Source organism: Flavobacterium cryoconiti (assembly GCF_048158645.1).
GTDB lineage: Bacteria > Bacteroidota > Bacteroidia > Flavobacteriales > Flavobacteriaceae > Flavobacterium > Flavobacterium cryoconiti.
The window spans coordinates 118,787-138,986 of the sequence record NZ_JBLNKW010000003.1; the positions used below are offsets into that span (position 1 = coordinate 118,787).

General features: G+C 34.0%; 18 protein-coding genes. 12 read left to right on the forward strand and 6 right to left on the reverse strand.

Annotation, left to right across the window (positions count from 1 at the left end; all coding sequences use genetic code 11):
• Positions 1-74: 74 nt before the first annotated feature.
• The 4 genes from ACM55H_RS05630 to ACM55H_RS05645 all read right to left on the reverse strand — a co-directional run bounded on the left by ACM55H_RS05630 (position 75) and on the right by ACM55H_RS05645 (position 5,082).
• Positions 75-1,658 (reverse strand): efflux MFS transporter permease, encoded by a 1,584-nt coding sequence (locus tag ACM55H_RS05630; protein ID WP_416835577.1) that lies wholly within the window; start codon positions 1,656-1,658, stop codon positions 75-77.
• Between the two features lie 4 nt (positions 1,659-1,662).
• The gene (locus ACM55H_RS05635) at positions 1,663-2,715 is read right to left on the reverse strand and encodes an HlyD family secretion protein (RefSeq protein WP_416835578.1); all 1,053 of its coding nucleotides are present in this window, start codon (positions 2,713-2,715) and stop codon (positions 1,663-1,665) included.
• A 36-nt stretch (positions 2,716-2,751) separates the two neighbouring features.
• A complete protein-coding gene (locus ACM55H_RS05640) occupies positions 2,752-4,095 on the reverse strand; it encodes a TolC family protein (RefSeq protein ID WP_416835579.1) in 1,344 nt (447 codons plus the stop codon).
• 168 nt (positions 4,096-4,263) lie between these two features.
• Positions 4,264-5,082, reverse strand: coding sequence for an AraC family transcriptional regulator (locus ACM55H_RS05645; RefSeq protein WP_416835580.1), 819 nt, complete (start codon positions 5,080-5,082; stop codon positions 4,264-4,266).
• A 397-nt stretch (positions 5,083-5,479) separates the two neighbouring features.
• Here ACM55H_RS05645 and ACM55H_RS05650 point away from each other — a divergent pair, with 397 nt between their 5' ends.
• The 12 genes from ACM55H_RS05650 (at position 5,480) to ACM55H_RS05705 (ending at position 17,075) form a co-directional block, all read left to right on the forward strand.
• A complete protein-coding gene (locus ACM55H_RS05650) occupies positions 5,480-5,740 on the forward strand; it encodes a heavy-metal-associated domain-containing protein (protein WP_416835581.1) in 261 nt (86 codons plus the stop codon).
• A gap of 53 nt (positions 5,741-5,793) precedes the next feature.
• A complete protein-coding gene (locus ACM55H_RS05655; protein ID WP_416835582.1) occupies positions 5,794-6,177 on the forward strand; it encodes a hypothetical protein in 384 nt (127 codons plus the stop codon).
• A 244-nt stretch (positions 6,178-6,421) separates the two neighbouring features.
• Entirely contained in the window at positions 6,422-6,754 is a 333-nt protein-coding gene (locus ACM55H_RS05660) for an ArsR/SmtB family transcription factor (RefSeq protein WP_039107915.1), read from the forward strand.
• Between the two features lie 19 nt (positions 6,755-6,773).
• Entirely contained in the window at positions 6,774-7,244 is a 471-nt protein-coding gene (locus tag ACM55H_RS05665; RefSeq protein ID WP_416835583.1) for a DUF6428 family protein, read from the forward strand.
• Positions 7,245-7,260: 16 nt separating this feature from the next.
• Complete coding sequence (locus tag ACM55H_RS05670; protein ID WP_416835584.1) at positions 7,261-7,893, forward strand: arsenate-mycothiol transferase ArsC; 633 nt, start codon at positions 7,261-7,263, stop codon at positions 7,891-7,893.
• 2 nt (positions 7,894-7,895) lie between these two features.
• Positions 7,896-8,939: an ACR3 family arsenite efflux transporter gene (gene arsB / locus ACM55H_RS05675; RefSeq protein ID WP_416835585.1), complete on the forward strand. Its 1,044-nt coding sequence runs from the start codon at positions 7,896-7,898 to the stop codon at positions 8,937-8,939.
• A 272-nt stretch (positions 8,940-9,211) separates the two neighbouring features.
• Positions 9,212-11,719 (forward strand): nitrite reductase large subunit NirB, encoded by a 2,508-nt coding sequence (nirB, locus tag ACM55H_RS05680; protein ID WP_416835586.1) that lies wholly within the window; start codon positions 9,212-9,214, stop codon positions 11,717-11,719.
• 117 nt (positions 11,720-11,836) lie between these two features.
• Positions 11,837-12,214, forward strand: a complete 378-nt coding sequence (gene nirD, locus ACM55H_RS05685; RefSeq protein ID WP_416835587.1) for a nitrite reductase small subunit NirD — start codon at positions 11,837-11,839, stop codon at positions 12,212-12,214.
• 29 nt (positions 12,215-12,243) lie between these two features.
• Entirely contained in the window at positions 12,244-12,831 is a 588-nt protein-coding gene (locus ACM55H_RS05690; RefSeq protein WP_416835588.1) for a DUF4202 domain-containing protein, read from the forward strand.
• A gap of 12 nt (positions 12,832-12,843) precedes the next feature.
• Positions 12,844-14,655: a sensor histidine kinase gene (locus ACM55H_RS05695; protein ID WP_416835589.1), complete on the forward strand. Its 1,812-nt coding sequence runs from the start codon at positions 12,844-12,846 to the stop codon at positions 14,653-14,655.
• A gap of 126 nt (positions 14,656-14,781) precedes the next feature.
• Entirely contained in the window at positions 14,782-15,441 is a 660-nt protein-coding gene (locus ACM55H_RS05700) for a response regulator transcription factor (RefSeq protein WP_416835590.1), read from the forward strand.
• Between the two features lie 152 nt (positions 15,442-15,593).
• Positions 15,594-17,075: an MFS transporter gene (locus ACM55H_RS05705; protein WP_416835591.1), complete on the forward strand. Its 1,482-nt coding sequence runs from the start codon at positions 15,594-15,596 to the stop codon at positions 17,073-17,075.
• Between the two features lie 1,163 nt (positions 17,076-18,238).
• On the opposite strand, the gene ACM55H_RS05710 is transcribed toward ACM55H_RS05705, so the two are convergent.
• Both ACM55H_RS05710 and ntrB read right to left on the reverse strand, forming a co-directional pair.
• A complete protein-coding gene (locus ACM55H_RS05710) occupies positions 18,239-19,045 on the reverse strand; it encodes an ABC transporter ATP-binding protein (protein WP_039107927.1) in 807 nt (268 codons plus the stop codon).
• Positions 19,046-19,230: 185 nt separating this feature from the next.
• Positions 19,231-20,118, reverse strand: a complete 888-nt coding sequence (gene ntrB, locus ACM55H_RS05715; RefSeq protein WP_416835592.1) for a nitrate ABC transporter permease — start codon at positions 20,116-20,118, stop codon at positions 19,231-19,233.
• Positions 20,119-20,200: the final 82 nt, after the last annotated feature.

Here is a 20,200-nt window from a genome sequence, read left to right on the forward strand (position 1 = left end):
TCCTATTCTTAAATTTAATTTAGAATAGGATATTTTGTTTTTAAACGCTTTTACTAGACTTATAAAATACTTTTTTAATTACCCCAAATTCTATTTTTGAAGATATCAATTGTTTGTCTTAAATGCTGATTAAGCAATAGAAAAATAACGACAATAACCATAAGATAACCAATAGCGGTAAAAATTTCCATATTGGACAATAAAACCGATTGTTTTGAAACCGAACTGATAATTTGTTTCATCGCTAATTTATTGGAGTCATCCAAAGCATATCCTTTAGTCATAAAACTTTTGGTGATTTGTTCCACTCTCATTTGTGTTTCCGGGCTTTCAGGAAGAATAAATTGTCTGAATTTTGTAAAATGGGTACTTTGTAAAAACAACCCAGCATTTTGAATCATAGCAAAACCCAATATACTTCCCCAAAAACGCCCTGCAACTCCAACAACACCAGCAAACGGAGCATAATGTGTAGGAACAGCTGATACCGTGAACAAGACTAGCGGAACAAATATTATTCCAACAGCCACACCCTGCAACATATAAGGAATCGCAATATCCAACAAGGAAGCATCCGGCACAAAAAGGAAAGTAAACCAAAAATGAAATAAAGCTAAAAGTGAAAATCCTATTATAAAAATATAGCGCGAAGAAACTGATTTGGCCAAAAATACCACAGTCAAAATCATTCCAATTATATTTCCTGTCAAATTCAAATATTGCACATGTGCCACTCTTGAAGGTTCCCAATTCCAAACAACAGCCATCGTACTGTGACAAATATTCAACGTTGCTCTGCCAATGTAAAAAACCACGGATAATAACAATCCGGTTCGTAAATTTGCATATCGAAATACTCGCATATCAAAAGTAGGTCTCTTCACCAGCATTTGTCGGGCGATAAAAAAACCTCCTGTTAGTAAGGCAACAATGAGCGCTGCAACAATTTGGGGAGATTCAAACCAATATTTTTTTTGGCCATAAACTACAAAATAACTGCCACATAAAATAGCGGTAAGCACAAGAATAAAACTGGCCCAATCAATTTGATACAACGGGATTTTTTTATGAAAGCGATTGTTATTAAAGGTAATCATGACCAAAGCCACGCACACAATTTGGAAAAAAGCGGAACCATACGCCATATATTTCCAATCGTAATTCTCAAGCAACCATACCGCAATATTCATTATAAATGGAGAAGCCAGCATCAAAGCTCCATAATTAAGCGTAAAAGCTATAATCACGGCATTTTTAGACTTAAACCGTGCTATCAAAAATTGTCGTAAAGGTAAAACTGGCAAGGCCATCAGAATTCCTTCGGCCATTCTTAACATAATAAACAAAGAAAAATTTTGTGTATACGCCGTCAGTATAAATGTTAAAGCAGCCAAACTATAAATAACCAGAAAATATTTCTTGGTTGGAAAAAACTTAAAAAACCGACTTTCAATGAGAATGGTAGATAAAAAAGTCCCATAAGTAACACACATCGAAAACTGTAAATCTTCGATTTCTACGTCCAAAAAACTGGCTGCATACGTAACATTAGAAGTATATACTCCCAATAAAACCATGGAATGCAGCATGCAGAAAAAGATAATAGCAATAATAGCCCAATTGGGAACCCAAGATTTAAAAACACTTACTTGTGACATCTGATTATTTGTGTTCGGCTATAACGGTAACATTCATACCGGCTCTAAGAAAGTCCATTTGTGCGTCACTTTCTTTTAATTTTATTCTGACAGGAATTCTTTGTTCTATTTTTATAAAGTTACCCGTTGCATTATCAGGAGGCAATAATGAAAAACGCGCCCCACTGGCTGGCGATAATGATTCAATACTTCCCGTAAATTCTCTTCCGCTTATTGCATCTGCTTTTAGCTCCACTTCTTGGCCAATGGATAAATACTGTAGCTGCGTTTCCTTAAAATTAGCTGTAATCCACTTTTCCTTGCTCACGATAGAAACTAAGGTCTGCCCTTCTTTTATCATTTGTCCCGGCTGAATCATTTTTTTACCCACCCACCCATCATAAGGAGCCGTGATAACGGTGTAAGAAAGAAACAAAGTGGCATTATCAGCAACGGCTTGTTTAGACTGAATTACTGTCTGGGCCGTTGGTATTTTTGCAGAAGCTTCTGAAGTATTCAATGCAGCCGATTGAATCGTGTTGGCTATTTCCTGATAATGTGCCTGTGCCAATTCATAATCCGCTTTTACTTTTTCAAGCTGTTGTTCAGTAGCGGCTTCTTGGCTTACTAATCCTTTATAGCGATTAAATTCCAGTTTTGTTTTCCAAACTTCTGTTTTTGCCGCCTCTAATTGAGCTTGTCTAACGGAAGTCACATTAGAAGTTGTTGCAACATTTTTTTCAATCACAATGCTATTGCTTTTTGCGTTTTCAACATCTGCCAATGCCATATCTAAATGCGCTTTATATTCCCTGTTGTCTATTACCAGCAAGGTATCGCCTTTGTGAACAAATTGATTTTCATTATAGCGCACTTCGGCAACATAACCCGTAATTCGGGCCATAATTGGCGTTACATATTGATCCACCTGAGCATCATTGGTTTCTTCGTGATTTTTATTAAAAATATAAAACCAAATCCCTAAAACAATTCCGCCGAGGACCAGCATACTGGCAATCACGGTGATTAATCTATGAAATGATCGATGGGCTCTTGATGAATTATGAACTTTTACCATATAAATTGGAAACTAAATTATATTAAATTGAGATTATTATTTGTTGAGTAGTCCTGCAGTATGAAGCAATTCATAATGTTTCATAACTGCATCTATTCTAGTCGAAACTTTGTTGAATTTTGCCTGAAGCAACGCATTATCCGCATCGACCATTTCAGTAATCAAGACCAGTTGGTTCAGGTATTTTACCTTTACAATGCGGTAATTCTCATTGGCTAAATCCAATGCTTTGTCCGTAACTGGTAGCTTGTCCTGTATTTCCTGATATTGGGTATGGTTTCTAAATACTTTATCTACCATCTCATTTTTCACAAGCTCCGATTCATTTTTTTGCAAGTCCACTTTTAAATTGGCAACCTGCACTTTGGCTTTATTTTTATATAAACCGGACAAATTATAAGTAGCCTCCACTCCTATTTGTCCTATAGTGTAGAGATACGGACGATTCAGCGTAAACAACATATAATCAGGATATTTTAGATTATAATTACCAAAGAAACTGACCTTAGGATAATAATTCCCTTTAACCATCTTTAGCTCTGTTTTTTTAACGTCTACTTCTCTATTTGCGATACGCATTTCTTCGTTTTGAAGGGTTTCTTTAAAATAGAAATCATAGTCTTTCAAAGGAGCAATATCGAGTAAACCGGTTGTGTCGATAGCAATTTCTGATTCTTCGGGCAACTGCAACACTGTTTTCAACTCTTGAAGCGCTATCCTGATGTTTTTTTTATTCGTTAACGAATTGAGTTCTCTGTCTGACAATTGTAGCTCAGAACGCAACACTTCGTTTTTAGTTACGGTTCCAAAAGTTTTAAAAGCTTTCACTTCCTTCAATCGTTCCTGTTCTTCTTTAATGCTTTCGCCAATGATTTTCTGGAGCTCCATCATTTTATAAATGCCCAAAAAAGTAGCGGTAACCTGCAATTGAACATCATTCTGTGTCTTCTCTAACTTGATTTTGGCAATTTCATTTTCCTCTTTTGATTTTTTAATAGCATTATTGATTCTGTTACCTGCATAAAGCGGCATATCAAATTTTGTAACGGCATCATATATTACGGTCCCAGGTTCTGGAGTGTAGGTATGTTTGTCCGAGAAAAAACCGCCTTCGTATTCTGTCAAATCTGATAATCGGGAATACATGGCATTAAAATTTACTTCCGGCAAACGAAGGTTTTTTGTCCCGGTAATTTCTTTTTCTGAAATACGCTGTTCGATATGAGATTTCTTAATCGTCTTATTATTTTCTTTAGCGATTTTTAAAGCATCATTTAAAGAAATGGCGGTAGCATGTTGTGCTTGTACGGATGTCATCCCTTGAAAAAAGAGGAATAATAACACTGCATTTTTAGAAAAATTAATTTTCGATTGGTTCAAAAGAACCCATTTTTTAAGAAACATAATATAGATAAAGGAATAGGGTGCAAAGTTCCCTAATTTAATCTATGCAGTAAAATCAACTAAAGCCAACTATTTATTCATTTCGGACAAATATAAAACAATAAAATCACTATAACGATTGCAGAAAATGAGTGTTGAAAAAAATCACTTTTTTAATATTTCAATCCCTTTTAAATAATCAGAAGGACGTTGTCCTAAAATCTTGAAAAATGTGTTGCTAAAAGTTGGAACGCTATTATACCCCACAGCTTGCGCCACTTCATTAACAGAGCCTTTTTTTTCGAGTAACAATTCTATTGCTTTTAAAATTCTTCGAATGGTGAAATATTGAATGAATGACATACCTAAATCTTTTTGGAACAAGCGATACAAAGAGCGCTCACTAAAACCAAATCGATTGGCCAAATCAGAGAATAAAATAATTTCTCCCAAGTTTTCATCTAAATAGCTAATAATTTTATTGAGTCGAATATCCTTTGGTAAAGGCACCGATAATGGTAAATTAGTCAGACAGATTTCCGGTAAAATGGCTTTTATGGCATTGGCAATAGTAAAATTTCTGGTTCCTTTTTCCAAGTTTCCGTTCCATCGGTTCGTGAAACGCATCATTTGCAGCAATAAATCATTAATGGGATAAATGCCTTCTTTTTCATAAAAAGAATCTTCATTCGAATCTATAGGAAAATATAAATTCCGCATTATAACATGATCCGAATTGGGATGAATACTATGTTTTATTCCGCTTGGAATCCAAATAAAATGACGGGCAGGAAGAAAATAAGTCTTGGTTTCAGTGGTAACATAAACAATGCCTCCTTCTGAATATAGCATTTGGGCTTTTTCATGTTTGTGGGTTGGAATAAATAATTCGCCCATTAAATCATGATGGCAATAAATACTTTTTTTATCCGTATCAACCTCTTTTATATAATATTTCTCTTCTAAAGTTTCAGGTGAACCCATTGCGACTGAAATGAATATTTTATGATTTATTAAGATATTTGTCCAAGGTCTAATTTCAATACAATTGAATAGCCTTTAAGTTTTATTCTACTAATTGATTTTAGTATTTTTTACCAAAAACCCAATTGTGCAATTGGACAGCATTAGATTTCAAAGTTACAAAGACAAAGTTGTTTCTGCACAAGATGCCGCTTTATTTTTCAAAGATAAAATGACTATTGGAACCCGTAGATTTACTAAAATATGCTGTGAACAAACATTCATTCTAAAATCCAAAAAGTGATATTTTTCTATTCCTTTTTCTACACTAATAAAACATAAATCACTAACTTTAAGCAACTTAATTATTTATTTAAATACATCCAAACTAGATTCCTAATTTTTAAAAAATAAAAACATGAGTGCACTAAAAGACAATGTAATTCCAGGAAATCATGGTCAAATTTTTGGAACAAATGCTATAGAAGAAGTTGATTTAATCGAAATTAAAGCCAACGTATTGAAATTAGACGGAATAAAAGATGTGCTGTTGAATGCTGAAATATTTCCACGAGAATTCACGGTTCATACCTCCAAAATGGTTTTAATTAATGATATTGAAAACAAAGTAAAATCAGTGGGATTTCATGCTATTCCAAAAGATTTATTTGAGCTTTGATATTTTAAAATAATGCAGATTTAATTAATCTAAAACTATTTAAAAAGACAAAAATGGAAACTAAAAAAACAATTTACCAATTACACGAAGAACATAAAACGTGGTTAAACAAACTTTCCTTTTATAAAGATGAACTTAAAATTATGGATAACCGAATTTTGGAAGTGGCAAAAAAAAACACTTCTAATGAAGTTCGCTCCTTAGCCGATCATTTTAATAATCTGCTAATCATTCAAAAGGAACAGATTGACATCTTAACCCATGATATTAAAAGTCATGAATTGTATCTGGAAGGAGCAGCACTTGACAATCCTAATAGTATTGATCATGAAAAATTTTCAGATCATAAAAAGCACCGAGAAGGTATCGCTGTTTTTGAAAAAATATTTAAAGAATTGAGAGAAGAATTGATTGATTTTCTATCGAAATGGATGTGAATTGGACGATTTACAAAAACTAAAAGCATCTTTTTCAACTATTTCTTTGGAGGTCCTAGTATCGAATACATTTTAAATTTTCCTAAAAACCATTTCATTTGCAAGCATAAACTTCAAAATGCTTATCAAACTACTATTGCCTATAGTAAACCTGAGCGCCAATTAAAAATTTAACCAAAAATTAATATTCCAAATTTGCTTTTCGTTTATCTATATCGTAATATTGCAATATAAATATATAACGATGGGAATTACTAAATCAGAACATTTCACAGACGAGCAAAACGAATTGGCAACATTGGCGAAAGCCATAGGTCATCCCGCCCGAATTGCCATAATAGAACATCTCATAAAAGTAAACAGTTGTGTGTGCGGTGATATCGTAAACGAACTGCCTTTGGCGCAACCTACCGTTTCGCAACACTTGAAGGAACTAAAAAATGCCGGGCTTATAAAAGGCAATTTTGAAGGAAATGCCATTTGTTATTGCCTCAACGAAGAAGGTTTTAATAAAATAAAGGGGTTCTTTCAACATATAAACACCTACTTAGAAAACAGGAAAAATCAATGTTGTTAATTTTTAAATTACAAAAATCATGAAATTATCAGAAATTAAAAAACAGTTGAGCACGTTAGACAACGTTGCTTTTGTATTGCCAAACGGAACCTATGTTCCAGAACATTTTCACGTAACCGAAGTGGGTTTAATCACCAAAAACTTTATTGATTGCGGTGGAAAAGTTCGAAAAGAAACCGTTGTGAATTTCCAATTATGGGATGCCAATGATTTCGAACACCGCCTAAAACCACAAAAACTTTTAGACATCATCGCACTTTCAGAAAAAGTATTAGGAATCGAAGATTATGAAGTGGAAGTCGAATATCAAGCCGAAACTATTGGAAAATACGACATTGGTTTCAACGGAGCAACATTCACTCTTTTAAACAAACAAACCGCTTGTTTAGCACAAGATCAATGTGGCATTCCTGCAGAAAAACAAAAAATAAAATTATCCGAAATCCCTACGCAATCAAGCTGTTGTACTCCTGGAGGAGGCTGTTGCTAATTTTTAAAACTATACAATGACTTTAACCAAAACCATTCTATTTCCAGAAATCGAAAAAACAATCCGTGCTTTTGATTTTGAAACCATCACAGCAGAACGTAAAATTATTTTGCAACCGCTTATTGATTTTATACAAAACAAATTTACTAACCAACAAGAAGTTAGGCTGAACTTGATTTGTACCCACAATTCAAGAAGAAGCCATTTGTCTCAAGTTTGGGCACAAACGGCTGCAGCGTATTATACTATCAAAAATGTATTTTGTTATTCCGGCGGAACCGAAGCCACTGCATTATTTCCTATGGCAGCCAAAGCATTAGAACAATCAGGCTTTAAAATTAAAACCATTGCAGCAGGAAATAATCCTATTTATGCCATAAAATATGGAGAGAACGAACATCCTATTATTGGTTTTTCTAAAACTTATGATGACGATTTTAATCCACAAAGTGAATTTGCAGCCATATTGACTTGTTCGCATGCAGATGGAGGTTGCCCGTTTATTGCAGGTGCTGAAATGCGAATTCCTGTCACATTTGAAGATCCAAAAGCATTTGACAATACACCGCAACAAGCAGAAAAATATCAGGAACGCAGTTTACAAATTGCAACTGAAATGTGCTATGTTTTTTCCCAAATAAAATCATAATAATGGCAGCTAAAAAAAGACTAAACTTTCTCGATAGTTACCTCACACTTTGGATATTTCTGGCAATGATAATTGGCGTTTCCATTGGCTACTTTATACCTTCCAGTAGCGGCTTTATCAATTCCTTTTCGAGCGGAACAACAAATATTCCTCTCGCAATTGGATTAATAGTAATGATGTATCCACCATTGACTAAAATTGATTTTTCAAAAATTTCTCTAATGTTTGAAAAGCCAAAATTACTCACCGCCTCTTTTTTAATCACTTGGATTGTTGGTCCGTTTTTAATGTTTTTATTGGCAACATTCTTTTTGAAAGATTATCCGGAATACATGACCGGTTTAATCATAATTGGGATTGCACCTTGCATTGCGATGGTAATTGTTTGGAATGAATTAGCGGAGGGAAATAGAGAATTAACGGCTGGATTAATCGGAATTAATAGTTTGCTTCAAGTTTTCTTTTTCGGTTTATATGCCTATTTCTACTTGGAAATCATGTTGCCTTTATTTGGAATAAAAAGTTTGGAATTAAATATTACGGTTGCCCAAATTGCTACAACAGTTGGAATTTATTTAGGAATTCCATTTGCATTGGCAGTAATTAGCCGCTATATCATCAAGAAATACATTGGTGACAAATGGTTCAATCAAAAGTTTATTCCTTTTGTTTCTCCAATTACGTTAATTGCTTTGCTTTTCACAATCGTTATCATGTTCAGTTTGAAAGGCGAAATGATTGTTGATTTGCCACTGGATGTAATTCGAATTGCTATTCCACTTGTGATTTTCTTCACCATTATGTTTTTCCTGATGTTTTTTGTTTCTAAAAAAATTGGTGCCAATTATAGAGACGCAGTAGCGCTTTCATTCACCGCATCGGGAAATAATTTCGAATTGGCGATTGCAGTTTCCATTGGAGTTTTCGGTATCAATAGCGGGCAAGCATTTGCTGGAGTTATTGGTCCATTGGTAGAAGTTCCGGCTTTGATAATTTTAGTAAATGTGGCTTTTTGGTTAAGAAAAAAATACTATCAATCTAAGTAATTTAAACAATAAAAAATTCAAAATATAAGTACACCGTTTTAAATTAATAAAAAGCTCCCAAACACTTTTTTGGGAGCTTTTTTTATCCAAATATTATTTGACCCCCTAAATACAGAATATTTTTTTCAACAAAACAGGACTTTAATTATAAATACCCTATTTAAAACACCCTTTTTTGAATAATTACTAATTAATTTCAAAAACACATAATTAAGTACTTAAATTAAGTATTAATACTTATATTTGCGTAATAATACTTAATTAATGAGATTATGATTAAAGTAATAGTAGTCGGAAACGGCATGGTAGGTTACAAATTTTGTGAAAAATTCATTGCAAAATCAGGACAAGAAGAATATCAAATCACCGTATTTGGAGAGGAACCAAGACGCGCATACGATAGAGTTCACTTGAGTGAATACTTTGCGGGTAAAAGCGCTGACGACTTATCATTATCAACATCAAATTGGTATGAAGAAAATAACATAATCCTAAATACCTCTGAATTAATTACTGATATTAATAGAGAGCAAAAAACTATACATACCCATTTAGAAAAAACGCACACTTACGACTACTTAGTTTTAGCTACAGGTTCAGCGGCTTTTGTACCGCCTATTGAAGGTGTAGATAAAGAAGGAGTTTTTGTATATAGAACTATTGAGGATCTGGATGCAATCATGGCTTACGCCAAAAAAATAAAGCAAAATGGTGCTACTGAAGCTGCCGTCCTTGGTGGTGGATTATTAGGATTAGAAGCTGCTAAAGCGGTATATGATTTAGGATTAAATCCACATGTAGTGGAATTTGCTCCTCGATTGATGCCAAGACAGCTTGATAAAGGGGCGAGTGATATGTTGCAATCAAAAATTGAGGAACTCAATATTAGCATTCACCTGAACAAATCAACACAATATATTGCTGGTGAAGATACTATAACAGGAATGATGTTTGAAGGAGAAAAACTCCTAAAAGTGGATATGTTGGTAATTTCTGCAGGGATTAAACCTCGAGATGAACTAGGAAGAGTTTCCGGACTTGAAGTAGGTGTACGAGGAGGAATTGTAGTAAACAACAAGATGCAATCTTCCGATCCTTATATCTATGCGATCGGGGAAGTGGCACTTTACAATCATATGATTTATGGTCTTGTAGCTCCCGGATACGAAATGGCCGATGTGGCCGCTGAACAAATCCTGAAGGGGGCAAAAACGATGAGGGAAACCATCGATATGTCTACACAATTAAAATTAATTGGTGTTGAAGTTGCGAGTTTTGGTGATCCTTTTATAGAAAACGAGGACGTGACCGCCATTGTTTACGAAAATAAATTCAGTGGAATTTATAAAAGAATCAATGTTACCAAAGACGGAAAAACACTTTTAGGAGGAATATTGGTAGGTGATTCAAGTGATTATAATGGATTGTTCCAAATTTATAGCAACGCCATGAAATTGCCTAAAAATCCGGAAGATTTGATTTTGGGTTCAAGAGGAGGAGAAAGTTCTACTATGGGAAGTGCAATGGACTTGCCAGACACTGCCGTAATTTGTTCTTGTGAAAATGTTACCAAAGGAAGTATTTGCTGTTCTATCACAGACGGTACTTGCGAAACTCTTTCTGACGTAGTAAAATTAACCAAAGCAACAACAGGCTGTGGTGGATGTAAACCAATGGTTGTAGATTTAGTAAAAGAAACCCAAAAATCATTAGGAAAAGAAGTCAAAGATGTGGTTTGCGAGCATTTTGCTTATAGCAGACAAGAACTATATGATATCATAAAAATCAACAAATTCACCAATCACAATGAGGTGTTGGGTACTGTTGGAAAAGGAGATGGATGTGAAGTTTGCAAACCGGTTTTATCTTCCATATTCTCCAGTATATATAATGACACTGCCAACAAACATATCGTTGAACAGGACTCAAATGACAGATTCTTGGCTAATATTCAACGTAACGGTACGTATTCTGTTGTACCTAGAGTTACAGGTGGGGAAATTTCAGCCGAGAAACTAATCGTATTAGGTGAAGTAGCCTTAAAATACAATCTATATACTAAAATTACAGGAGGACAACGTATCGACTTATTTGGAGCCGAATTAAATGATTTACCTGAAATTTGGAAAATACTTATCGACAGTGGTTTTGAAAGTGGGCATGCTTATGGTAAATCATTGCGTACCGTAAAAAGCTGCGTAGGAAATACTTGGTGTCGTTACGGAATGGACGATAGTACTACTTTTGCCATTGAATTAGAAAATAGATACAAAGGATTGCGTTCACCACATAAAATCAAAGGCGGCGTTTCTGGTTGTATCAGGGAGTGCGCCGAAGCCAGAGGAAAAGATTTTGGAGTTATTGCCGTAGACGGAGGCTGGAATCTATACATCAGCGGTAATGGAGGAGCAAATCCAAAACACGCCGTTTTATTTGCAGAACAAGTTGACAAAGAAACTTGTTTGAAATACTTAGATCGTTTCTTGATGTTTTATATCCGCACTGCAGGACCATTAGTTCGAACTTCTACTTGGCTAGAAAAACTGGAAGGTGGACTAGATTACTTGAAACAAGTAGTAATTGAAGATAGCTTGGGAATTGCTAATGCATTGGATGTAGAAATGCAAGGATTAGTTGATTCATACGAATGCGAATGGACTCAAGTTATCGAAAATCCTGAATTGCAAAAACGTTTTAGACATTTCACCAATTCTGAAGAAAGAGATGACAATATTGAATTTGTACCCATAAGAGATCAAAAAATGCCAAAATCTTGGTAATCAGCCGGTTTTAAATAAAAACAACTACTACATTATATACAACTAATTAACTGTTTTCAGCTGCTGATTCCTCTCTTTGGAGAGGGATTAGGAGTTAAAAATTAAAAGATTATTCAAATGGAAAATATTCTAAATCAATACGAAACCGTTTCTCTAAACGACGTAAAAATATGGTTCAAAGCAGGAAAAATAGCTGATTTTCCTAGTAATGGTGGTGGTTGTATCAAATACAAAAACAAACAGATAGCTATTATAAAATTTGACCGCAGAAATGAATGGTACGCTTGTCAAAACCTATGTCCTCATAAAATGGAAATGGTGCTTTCAAGAGGAATGATTGGTTCTGTTGATGATATCCCTAAAATAGCTTGTCCTATGCACAAGAAAACATTTTCTCTTGTAGACGGTTCGAATCTGAATGGGGATGATTTAAAAATTGCTACCTATCCTGTAAAAATTGTAGAAGATGAAGTATTCGTTGGCTTTTTGGAATAATTATGTATCTTTGATTTTAAACATTTCAAATGACAACAACACCATTCCAGAACGCAAGTACATGGATTGATGCAGAGAATGCTCAAGATCCAAACCACGAAACATACCAATCTATAACCTATCCAAAGGAATTATTATATTCAAATCGAATGTATGAAAGACTGATGGATTTCCATCCAAATGCTTCAGAATCAGTTCAAATTGCCTCTAAAGCACAACACATTTGCCGCTGGAAAATAGCACGGGACTCCTACCCTATGGATCGTGTGGGCTATTTAAAATGGCGCGAAGATTTGAAAAAATTTCATGCTAAAACTACCGCTGCAATTTTAGAAAAAGCGGGCTACACTGAGGAATTTATCGCCAGAGTTTCTTTTCTGATTGAAAAAAAATTACTTAAAAAAGACGAGGAAACGCAACTCTTAGAAGATGTTATCTGCTTAGTGTTTCTGGAGTATTACCTAGACCCTTTTGTACACAAACACGACAGGGAGAAAATGAAAAATATCATTCTGAAAACTTGGCTTAAAATGTCTGAAAAAGGACAGCAAGAAGCCTTAAAAATCAGTTACAGTGCTGCGAATCTTGACTTAATCAAAGAGTCACTTGAACTGTAATTTGATTTCGTTATGAAAAAAAACGTTAAAGGATCATCTATCGATACTATTTCATTTAAAAACTTAAGGCGATTGTATCTTTTCGCCTTATTAACTATTGGTATTACAGTATTGTTAAGCCAGTTGTTGATACAATACAACCTTAACAGCCAGCTGAGTGATTCCCGAATAATCAATATTTCGGGAAAACAAAGAATGCTGAGCCAGAAATTGACGAAAGAGGTTTTAATTTTAAATTTCGTGACGGATACTGCCAAAAAAAACGAGGAAATCGCAAGCATCGATGAAACGCTTTCGCTTTGGAAAACTACCCATTTTAATTTAGAAAAAGGAAATGACAGTCTTGGTTTTCCAAAAGAAAAAAGCAAAACCCTTTCGGTATTATTTAAGGCAATCAAACCTAATCTTGACAATATCGTTAATGCTACAACCCTTTTTTTAGAAAATAAAAAACTAAATACAAAAGAATCCGAAAATCAAAAATTAGTACAAGCTATTCTTGAAAACCAAGTAGTTTTTCTTTCTAAAATGAACCAAATTGTTGATGAATACGACAAAGAGGCGCTAGAAAAAGTGACGCTGCAAAGTAAAACGGAATATGCGATTTTAGTATTTACGCTATTTGTTTTATTACTGGAATTCTTATTCATCTTTAAACCGACCAATCAAAAAGTAGAAAAACTTATTTCTAAACTTTTATCTTCTGAAAAGAAGGCTTTAAAACTTGCCTATAACACCGAGATAATTAGCGAAATAAAGGAAAACTCTGTTAAAGAATTAAAATCACTCAATTATGCAATGGAAAACACATTGCTCTATTGCCGTGTTGCACCTGATGGTTCACTAATACATATTGGTGAAAAATTCTCTAAATTACTTCAGTATAATCCCTTCGTTTCTGACAAAACATTCTCGCAAGTATTAACACCAATAGAAAAGGAACAACTCACAATCAGTAGGATTGTTTCGGAAAAACAGCGCAGTGGCTGGCAAGGAGAACTCAATATAACCAATAGAAAAGGAGAATCCCTTTGGTTGGATATATCAATGGTTCCGGTAACCATAAAAAAAGAGGAATCTGAATTGTTGATCATCTGTTTTGATATTACCGAGCGTAAGAAAGCGGAACAGGAAGTTGAACGATTGAATACCGAAAATGTAACCGATAAAATCAATCAGCAGAAGATCATTTCGAGTAAGATTGTCGAAAATCAGGAAAACGAGCAAAACAGGATTGCCAGAGAAATTCACGATGGAATTGGGCAAATGCTCACCGGTTTAAAATTCAGCTTGGAAAGTATCAATCTGGATGACAAAGAAAAAGCGGCTCAAAAAATAGAATACCTAAAAAAATTATCGCTTGATATTATAAAAGGGGTACGCACGGCTACATTCAACCTGATGCCTCCGGAATTGAGCGATCATGGAATTGTCTCCTCTATTGCAAAACTGACTCAGGAATTATCAAAATTGACAGGGAAAAACATCCTTTTTTATAATAAAACCCATTTTGATCAACGCCTGGATTCCTTAATTGAAATCAACATTTATAGACTGACACAGGAAGCGATTAACAACGCTTTAAAATACGCCGATTCCACACACATTATTGTACAACTATCGCATAGCAATTCCATATTAAGTATTACGATAGACGATAACGGAAAAGGATTTGATATTAATGCTGCCGAGAAAAAGAGAAATAGCGAATCTGGAATGGGATTGCTTTTCATGAAAGAAAGGATTCAATATATTAATGGCCGGGTTTTCATTAACTCAATTCCAAATGAAGGAACCCGAATTACTTTCAATATTCCTATATAATCCTCGAAAATTTACAAAATTCACTCTTTTTTCAATCCAAATAAAATAATTTCATTAGAATACGTATCTTAGCCTTAATTTTTAGGTTAATATACGTAATAATCAGATTTCAAAATTAAGTAAGCTATGAGTAATACTATTCGAGTTGTTCTAACAGATGATCATGTATTTGTAAGAGATGGTATCAAATCATTATTAGAAAACGAAGTCAATATAGAAGTTGTAGGCGAAGCTACAGACGGCTTAGAAGCCCTAAAAATAATAGAAACAGTAAAACCTGACTTACTGATTTTAGACATTCGTATGCCTAATTTAACCGGTATTGAAGTAGTTGAAAAATTGAGAGCTCAAAACAATATGGTAAAAATTGTCATGCTTTCTATGCATGAATCAGAAGAGTACGTATTAAAATCAATCAAAGCCGGAGCTGATGGATACTTACTTAAAGGTTCCAGTAAAGAAGAGTTTCTTAAAGCAGTTCATACTGTTGCTAATGGCGGAAAATATTTTAGCGGTGACATTTCTTCCATATTAATTGGACAGCTTAGTAATCCATCCGGGACAATAGAAGCAAAGCAAACATTAGACGAAGAACAACTAATAACCAAAAGAGAAAAAGAAATTCTTAAACTTTTATTGTCCGGAAAAGGCAATAAAGAAATAGCTGAAGCTTTGGACATCAGTAAACGTACAGCTGAAGTACACCGTTTTAATTTGATGAAAAAATTGAAAGTAAAAAATCTTATGGAACTTTCTAATAAAGCAACAGAATATTCTTTACTCTAATCCTTTTAAGGTCACTTTTTGTTTACACTAATAAAAATACGTACAAAATAATATTAAAATACGTATAAATACTTAATTATTTTTAAAAACCTGCGTTTTAGCAGGTTTTACATAAGCCTTAATACTTAATTTTGACAAAAAATATAAGTATTATGAAAAATTCAAACTCATTATCCCAATCGCATAAAATTTTGTTTTTAAATACACTTGCATTTACTATATGTTTTGCTTGTTGGACTTTAAATGGCGTTTTAGTAACCTTCTTAGTAGACAATGGTATTTTTAAATGGAGCGTTGTCCAAGTGGGCTGGCTTCTTGGAATTCCAATTCTGACAGGTTCTATTATGCGTTTACCAATAGGTATTTTGACTGATAAATTTGGCGGAAAATATGTCTTCTCCATATTATTACTTCTCTGCTCTATCCCATTATTCTTACTTCCGTTAGCCGATAGTTTTTTCATGTTTGCCCTTCTAAGCTTTTTGTTTGGTATGGTAGGAACCAGTTTTGCTGTTGGTATTGGATTTACTTCTATTTGGTATCCAAAAGAATGGCAAGGTAGAGCATTGGGGATTTTTGGAATGGGAAATGCGGGAGCAGCTATCACTACATTCCTTGCCCCTTCATTATTGAATCATTTTTCAGTAGAAGACCCTCAAAATGGTTGGAAATTATTGCCAATTATTTACGGAACAGCCTTAGTAATTATTGGAGTTGTCTTCTTAGTTTTTGCAAAAAATAAAAAAATAGAGAACCAAACAAAAACAGTAACTGAAATGCTTCAGTCTTTAAAAAGTGCCCGAGTTTGGAGATTTGGAGCTTATTATTTCTTAGTCTTTGGATGCTTTGTTGCCTATTCACAATGGTTATTACCAAACTTTATGAACGTGTATCAAACCAGTTTAGTTATGGGTGGTTTGTTTGCTACGATGTTTAGTTTACCTTCAGGTGTGATTCGTGCTTTTGGAGGTTACTTATCAGATAAATTTGGTGCACGAAAAGTGATGTACTGGGTATTATCGTCTTCAGTAGTATTGAGTGCTTTGTTGATGGTTCCAAAAATGGATATCACAACTTCAGGACCAGGTGTTATGGCTGGTAAAAAAGGAACTATAACCGCTGTTACTGAAACGAATGTAAAAGTAGGAGATAAAGATTTTCCAATCAATAAAAAGGTAGAAAAACCAGTCGAAAGTTCTATTTTCCCAACTAAAAACTCTTGGCAAGAAGTCGTTGTGACTCAAAACCAAGATGTTAAGAAAAAAGAATTATTAGCCAAAGGAATTACAGCAATCCATTTTGATGCGAATATGTGGGTGTACTTAGTTTTAGTAATCCTGATTGGTATTTCTTGGGGAATTGGAAAAGCAGCTGTTTACAAACACATTCCTGAATATTTCCCGACAGAAGTAGGCGTTGTAGGTGGAATGGTTGGAATGATAGGTGGTCTTGGTGGTTTCTTTGGACCTATTATCTTTGGGTATTTATTGACTGCAACCGGTATTTGGTCTAGTTCTTGGATATTTGTACTCCTATTTTCAGCAATATGCTTGGTTTGGATGCATTATACAGTAACCAAAATCATGAACGAAAAACAACCAACTTTATCCAGAGAAATGGAACGTAAAAAATAAAAATATACTTTTTTGAATGGGTTATTTGGGTTAAAAAAATTGTTAATAAACACAATGATCAAACATTTAAAAAAGAGTAGCAAAACTTTCAATTCCTCTAGAAAGTTTTTACTTCATACACGGGCGTAACACTTTCTATTACGGTTTTACGTCTTGTGTAGAAGCTACAAAAATTAACCGCAAATTCACAGCTTTAAAATCTGTGAATTTGCGGTTTTTGTATTTAATAGTATCGGTGGTGATTTTTTTGCAAATGAAAACTATACAAAATTTAAAAAAGACATTCAAAAACTTACTAATAAATATGGAATTGCTAATAGTATCAATTACAATTTTAAAGTTTTATTGAATAATATTGAGTTAAATCCATTTGGAGGAATTTCATTAGTAGACTCAGAAGAATTTAACGAAATGTATTTAGATGCAGCAGGACTTGATGGAAATATAATTGAAAAAATGAAATAACCTGACCTATGAATCTAAGACATATATTGATGATATAGCGGAAGAAATTATGAACTTAAATTCAATGGGAATTAACGGAAATTTTCAAGTTGACAACCAAAATAAACCTTATTTTATTAAGAGAGCGTTTAACTCAGAAACTGATAAATAAATTAAAGAAAAGTTTGAACAATATTGGATAACGAAAATAAAATAACCTCAGCTCCAAAAGCAAAGTTTCGGACTTTATGGAAGTGAAAAACGGTCTAAAACCGAAAAATAAAACGTCAAAGTCCGATAATTTTTGGGTTGAACAGGAATATTAACTATTGAACAATCGCCTGATGTAGAGACTCACTGCAGCGTCTCTAACGCATCTCCAATGTCATTAAGTTAAGGAATAATCTCCATGATTTTGTCATTCCGAGGAAGGAGGAATCTCAACAAACTTGAGCAACAAACAGAGATTCCTCCTTCCTCGGAATGACAAATTTACTACAACCTATTGCTGCAAATTCGAAAAATAATTAGTTCTACACAAAACATTATCTTAGCAGTAGAGACGCACTGCAGTGCGTCTCTACTATACATCCTACCGTTCATAAACACCATTCCTCACAGAGACATTATGCAAATATGAATTTATAGGCACAAAAAATCCCTGAAATGGCTCAATATCTCAGGGATTCTTAACTAAACAAATAAACTAAACCAAAAAATTAACTTTTATACACCATCCCCATATCTTCAATAGAGAATTTATCGGTTAATAGGTGTAATAGTTTATCTCTTAACTCTATATATTCGGGCATTTTTACAATTTCGATTTTATTTCTTGGTCTTGGCAAATGAACTTCGACAATTTCTCTGATGGTTGAAGCTGGACCGTTATTCAAAACCACAATTCTATCTGATAAAAACAAAGCTTCTTCGATATCATGGGTAATCATTACAATCGTTTTGTCTCTGTTATTCAAGTTCCATAATTTCAAAACTTCTAATTGCATGGTTCCTTTGGTAAGTGCATCCAAAGCCCCAAAAGGCTCATCCAATAATAAAACGCCTGGGTTTATAGAAAATGCTCTTGCGATTGCTACCCTTTGTTTCATTCCACCGGATAATTGCCCTGGTAATTTATCTTTGTGCTCGTATAAATTAACCATTTTAAGGTTCTTTTCTACAATTTCATGTTTTTCTTTTTTGGAACAATTCATTACAGAATCAACTGCTTGAAAAATGTTTTGGTCCACAGTTAACCAAGGCAACAAGGAATAATTTTGAAAAACAATTCCGCGATCTGGTCCTGGTCCTTTTATTTTTTGATTGTCTAATTCAACTGTTCCGCCTGTTGGCGTAATCATTCCTGCAATAGCATTCATAATTGTTGATTTCCCACATCCTGAATGTCCAATGATGGATACAATTTCTCCTTTTTTGATAGAAAGATTAATATCTCTTACTGCAATATATTTTCCTTTTGGAGTTGGAAACGAAATTTCCAAATCTTTGATTTCTAAATAGCTCATGATCTTTTTATTTAAATGATTTAATGATAAAATTAAATCGATGTTGGTTTATAGTGAATTGCTCTTTTTTGGTTTGCGTGAGTGACGGTAGTGGAGCTCTTTTATAAGCCGATTTTTTTCGGCTTATAAAAAGCGGGAACGTACAGCACGACCCGTAGTTTTTACGGAGGGGCACGCCCAGATAATTATGCTTTGTAAGCCACTTTGTTTTCGATATAAGTAAATAATTTGTCAAAAAGTAATCCTACAACACCTATGATAATGATGGCTGATATTACTTTTTCTAAACTTAATGCATTCCAGCTGTCCCAAACAAAGAACCCAATTCCTGCACCACCAGACAACATTTCACCGGCAACAATTACCAACCAAGCCACACTGATACTCAAACGCAATCCTGTAATGATATGAGGCAAACTGTACGGAATTAAAATTTTGGTCAGGTAACGCATTTTGGAAAAACCAAAAGCTTTAGCCACGTTTTTATGATCTTGTGGAATCGATGCCACACCAAAAGAGGTATTGATAAGTGTAGACCACAATGAGGTAATAAAAACAATAAATATAGTAGCCATACCGGTATCTTTGAACACAACCAAACCTATAGGAAACCAAGCTAACGGGGAAACAGGTTTTAAAAGTTGAACAATTGGATAAAAAATTTGTTTACATATTGAACTTGCTCCCATCAATATCCCAATTGGAATAGCGATTAATGAACCCAATAAAAATCCCATCAACACTGTTTTTATGGAACTGAATAATTGTAATCCAATTCCTTTATCATTTGGTCCGTAATCATAAAAAGGATCGCGAATCATTTCGTATAAAACAGTTAATGTAGCTTTTGGATCAGGAAGAGCACCTTTAGTATAATAACTTAATAAGCTCCAAAATCCTCCAAAAACAAACAAACCTAAACTGGCTAATGCCAATGATTTCAGTTTTACAAGTACTGTATTAAGGATCAATTTGAATTTAATATTTTCAGATGCTACAACAGTATTGCTTTCAGTCGAAACGCTAATTACTTGGTCTAAGGCATCAACGGTTAATGTGTTTTTATCAGACATTTTATTAAAATTTAGTTCAATTATGTATTTTGTATTCTTTAAAAAACCCGGATTATTTTACTGTAGCCATACATAGGACTGC